This is a genomic window from Paraclostridium benzoelyticum (assembly GCF_001006285.1).
Taxonomy (GTDB): Bacteria; Bacillota; Clostridia; order Peptostreptococcales; family Peptostreptococcaceae; genus Paraclostridium; species Paraclostridium benzoelyticum.
In genome coordinates this window covers 1-4,732 of sequence record NZ_LBBT01000182.1, presented here as the reverse complement: position 1 = coordinate 4,732, position 4,732 = coordinate 1, and the positions used below count along the sequence as shown (strand labels likewise).

Annotated in this window: 1 tRNA gene and 2 rRNA genes; all 3 read left to right on the top strand. The window is 50.0% G+C overall.

Going from position 1 to position 4,732, the window contains the following annotated elements:
* Window positions 1-79: 79 nt before the first annotated feature.
* The 3 genes from VN21_RS08405 to VN21_RS08395 all read left to right on the top strand — a co-directional run bounded on the left by VN21_RS08405 (window position 80) and on the right by VN21_RS08395 (window position 4,724).
* Window positions 80-1,581, top strand: a 16S ribosomal RNA gene (locus VN21_RS08405).
* 58 nt (window positions 1,582-1,639) lie between these two features.
* Window positions 1,640-1,715 (top strand) — tRNA-Ala (locus VN21_RS08400).
* Between the two features lie 95 nt (window positions 1,716-1,810).
* A 23S ribosomal RNA gene (locus VN21_RS08395) occupies window positions 1,811-4,724 on the top strand.
* The 16S and 23S rRNA genes sit together here with 1 tRNA gene alongside, the layout of an rRNA operon.
* The last annotated feature ends 8 nt before the right edge of the window (window positions 4,725-4,732 follow it).

Genomic DNA, 4,732 nt, shown 5'->3' with positions numbered 1-4,732 from the left:
TTTTTAAAGAATTAAACACAAACAACCAAGCCAGATATTCAGATAATGATTAGCTGAGCGATGGACAACTTTTTAAATTATATTTGAGAGTTTGATCCTGGCTCAGGATGAACGCTGGCGGCGTGCCTAACACATGCAAGTCGAGCGATCTCTTCGGAGAGAGCGGCGGACGGGTGAGTAACGCGTGGGTAACCTGCCCTGTACACACGGATAACATACCGAAAGGTATACTAATACGGGATAACATACGAAAGTCGCATGGCTTTTGTATCAAAGCTCCGGCGGTACAGGATGGACCCGCGTCTGATTAGCTAGTTGGTAAGGTAATGGCTTACCAAGGCAACGATCAGTAGCCGACCTGAGAGGGTGATCGGCCACACTGGAACTGAGACACGGTCCAGACTCCTACGGGAGGCAGCAGTGGGGAATATTGCACAATGGGCGAAAGCCTGATGCAGCAACGCCGCGTGAGCGATGAAGGCCTTCGGGTCGTAAAGCTCTGTCCTCAAGGAAGATAATGACGGTACTTGAGGAGGAAGCCCCGGCTAACTACGTGCCAGCAGCCGCGGTAATACGTAGGGGGCTAGCGTTATCCGGAATTACTGGGCGTAAAGGGTGCGTAGGTGGTTTTTTAAGTCAGAAGTGAAAGGCTACGGCTCAACCGTAGTAAGCTTTTGAAACTAGAGAACTTGAGTGCAGGAGAGGAGAGTAGAATTCCTAGTGTAGCGGTGAAATGCGTAGATATTAGGAGGAATACCAGTAGCGAAGGCGGCTCTCTGGACTGTAACTGACACTGAGGCACGAAAGCGTGGGGAGCAAACAGGATTAGATACCCTGGTAGTCCACGCCGTAAACGATGAGTACTAGGTGTCGGGGGTTACCCCCCTCGGTGCCGCAGCTAACGCATTAAGTACTCCGCCTGGGAAGTACGCTCGCAAGAGTGAAACTCAAAGGAATTGACGGGGACCCGCACAAGTAGCGGAGCATGTGGTTTAATTCGAAGCAACGCGAAGAACCTTACCTAAGCTTGACATCCCACTGACCTCTCCCTAATCGGAGATTTCCCTTCGGGGACAGTGGTGACAGGTGGTGCATGGTTGTCGTCAGCTCGTGTCGTGAGATGTTGGGTTAAGTCCCGCAACGAGCGCAACCCTTGCCTTTAGTTGCCAGCATTAAGTTGGGCACTCTAGAGGGACTGCCGAGGATAACTCGGAGGAAGGTGGGGATGACGTCAAATCATCATGCCCCTTATGCTTAGGGCTACACACGTGCTACAATGGGTGGTACAGAGGGTTGCCAAGCCGCGAGGTGGAGCTAATCCCTTAAAGCCATTCTCAGTTCGGATTGTAGGCTGAAACTCGCCTACATGAAGCTGGAGTTACTAGTAATCGCAGATCAGAATGCTGCGGTGAATGCGTTCCCGGGTCTTGTACACACCGCCCGTCACACCATGGAAGTTGGGGGCGCCCGAAGCCGGTTAGCTAACCTTTTAGGAAGCGGCCGTCGAAGGTGAAACCAATGACTGGGGTGAAGTCGTAACAAGGTAGCCGTATCGGAAGGTGCGGCTGGATCACCTCCTTTCTAAGGAGTAATTACCTACTGTTTAATTTTGAGAGTTCTTAAATGAACTTCATATTGTGGGGGTGTAGCTCAGCTGGGAGAGCACTTGCCTTGCACGCAAGGGGTCAGGAGTTCGATCCTCCTCATCTCCACCATATTAGTACTTTGAAAACTGCATAACATTTAGTGATGATTAAATAAACCAATATAAGAGAAGAAAACTCTTTAAAAAATAACACTTTTAATAACTGGTCAAGTTATTAAGGGCGCAGGGCGGATGCCTTGGCACTAAGAGCCGATGAAGGACGCGATAAGCTGCGATAAGCTTCGGGGAGTTGCACGTAAACTTTGATCCGAAGATTTCCGAATGAGGAAACTCACTTAGAGTAATGTCTAAGTATCATTAAGTGAATACATAGCTTAGTGAGGGGAACCCGGGGAACTGAAACATCTAAGTACCCGGAGGAAAAGAAAGAAATTCGATTCCGTAAGTAGCGGCGAGCGAACGCGGAATAGCCCAAACCAGTGAAGTTTTCTTCGCTGGGGTTGCGGACACATCATCAACAAAGAGGTATCGTAAACGAAGAGAGTTGGAAAGCTCCGCTATAAAGTGTAATAGCCACGTAGTTGAAACGAGAAGACTTTAGATGTGATCCAGAGTACCACGGGACACGTGAAACCCTGTGGGAAGCAGGAGGGACCATCCTCCAAGGCTAAATACTACTTAGTGACCGATAGCGCATAGTACCGTGAGGGAAAGGTGAAAAGAACCCCGGGAGGGGAGTGAAATAGAACCTGAAACCCTGCGCTTACAAGCTGTGGAAGCACTTTATATGTGTGACCGCGTACTTTTTGTAGAACGGGCCAACGAGTTACGATAGTAAGCTAGGTTAAGTACTTAAGGTATGGAGCCGTAGTGAAAGCGAGTCTTAAATGGGCGTTAAGTTTGCTGTCGTAGACCCGAAACCGAGCGACCTATCCATGAGCAGGATGAAGCGAAAGTAAAATTTCGTGGAGGTCCGAACCCACGAGCGTTGAAAAGCTCGGGGATGACTTGTGGATAGCGGTGAAATTCCAATCGAGCTCGGAGATAGCTGGTTCTCCCCGAAATAGCTTTAGGGCTAGCCTCAAGGTGAGAAATACGGAGGTAGAGCACTGAATATCCTAGGGGGCATTGCGCTTACCGAAGATTATCAAACTCCGAATGCCGTTATTTTATACTTGGGAGTCAGACTGTGGGTAATAAGATTCATAGTCGAGAGGGCAACAGCCCAGATCGTCAGCTAAGGTCCCTAAATGTAAGTTAAGTGGTAAAGGATGTGGGATTGCATAGACAACCAGGATGTTGGCTTAGAAGCAGCCACTCATTTAAAGAGTGCGTAATAGCTCACTGGTCGAGTGATCCTGCGCCGAAGATTACCGGGGCTAAAACTTACTACCGAAGCTACGATATCATTTATGATAGGTAGGGGAGCTTCCTATGCAGGCTGAAGCATGACCGTAAGGACGTGTGGACAGTATAGGAGTGAGAATGTTGGCATGAGTAGCGAGACGTGGGTGAGAATCCCACGGGCCGTAAACCCAAGGTTTCCAGGGGAAGGTTCGTCCGCCCTGGGTTAGTCGGGACCTAAGCCGAGGCCGAAAGGCGTAGGTGATGGACAACAGGTTGAGATTCCTGTACCACCGATAATCGTTTGAGAGATGGAATGACACAGTAGGATAAGCTAACCACACTGTTGGTTATGTGTGGCTAAGTACTGAGGCAGTCAAGGCAGGCAAATCCGCCATGATAATGCTGGGGTACGATGGGGAGCGAAATTAAGTAGCGAAGTAGCTGATTTCACACTGTCGAGAAAAGTTTCTATCGAGATTAAAGGTGCCCGTACCGCAAACCGACACAGGTGGGTGAGGAGAGTATCCTAAGGCCAGCGAGAGAACTGTTGTTAAGGAACTCGGCAAAATGACCCCGTAACTTAGGGAGAAGGGGTGCCACGTTAGGGTTAACGCCCGAGGTGGCCGCAGAGAATAGGCCCAAGCGACTGTTTACCAAAAACACAGGTTTCTGCTAAGTCGCAAGACGATGTATAGGAGCTGACGCCTGCCCGGTGCTGGAAGGTTAAGGGGATCTGTTAGGATTTATCCGAAGCAGTGAACTTAAGCCCCAGTAAACGGCGGCCGTAACTATAACGGTCCTAAGGTAGCGAAATTCCTTGTCGGGTAAGTTCCGACCCGCACGAAAGGCGTAACGATTTGGGCACTGTCTCAACAACAGACTCGGTGAAATTGTAATCCCGGTGAAGATGCCGGGTACCTGCGACAGGACGGAAAGACCCCATGGAGCTTTACTGTAGCTTGACATTGAATTTTGGTGCTACATGTACAGGATAGGTGGGAGGCTATGAAATCGGGACGCCAGTCTCGGTGGAGCTATCCTTGGGATACCACCCTTGTAGTACTGAGATTCTAACCAGATACCTTGAATCAGGTATTGGGACACTGTCAGGTGGGCAGTTTGACTGGGGCGGTCGCCTCCCAAAGAGTAACGGAGGCGCTCAAAGGTTCTCTCAGCACGGTCGGAAATCGTGCGTAGAGTGTAAAGGCAGAAGAGAGCTTGATTGCAAGACATACAGGTCGAGCAAGGACGAAAGTCGGACTTAGTGATCCGGTGGTTCCGCATGGAAGGGCCATCGCTCAACGGATAAAAGCTACCCTGGGGATAACAGGCTTATCTCCCCCAAGAGTCCACATCGACGGGGAGGTTTGGCACCTCGATGTCGGCTCATCACATCCTGGGGCTGTAGTAGGTCCCAAGGGTTGGGCTGTTCGCCCATTAAAGTGGTACGCGAGCTGGGTTCAGAACGTCGTGAGACAGTTCGGTCCCTATCCGTCGCAGGCGTAGGAAATTTGAGGAGACCTGTCCTTAGTACGAGAGGACCGGGATGGACGTACCTCTGGTGTACCAGTTGTCCTGCCAAGGGCATGGCTGGGTAGCTATGTACGGAATGGATAAGCGCTGAAAGCATCTAAGCGCGAAGCCAACTTCAAGATAAGATTTCCCACCGTAAGGGTAAGATCCCAGGAAGACTACCTGGTTGATAGGTCGGAGGTGTAAGTGCAGCAATGTATGTAGCTTACCGATACTAATAGATCGAGGACTTGACCAAGATTATTT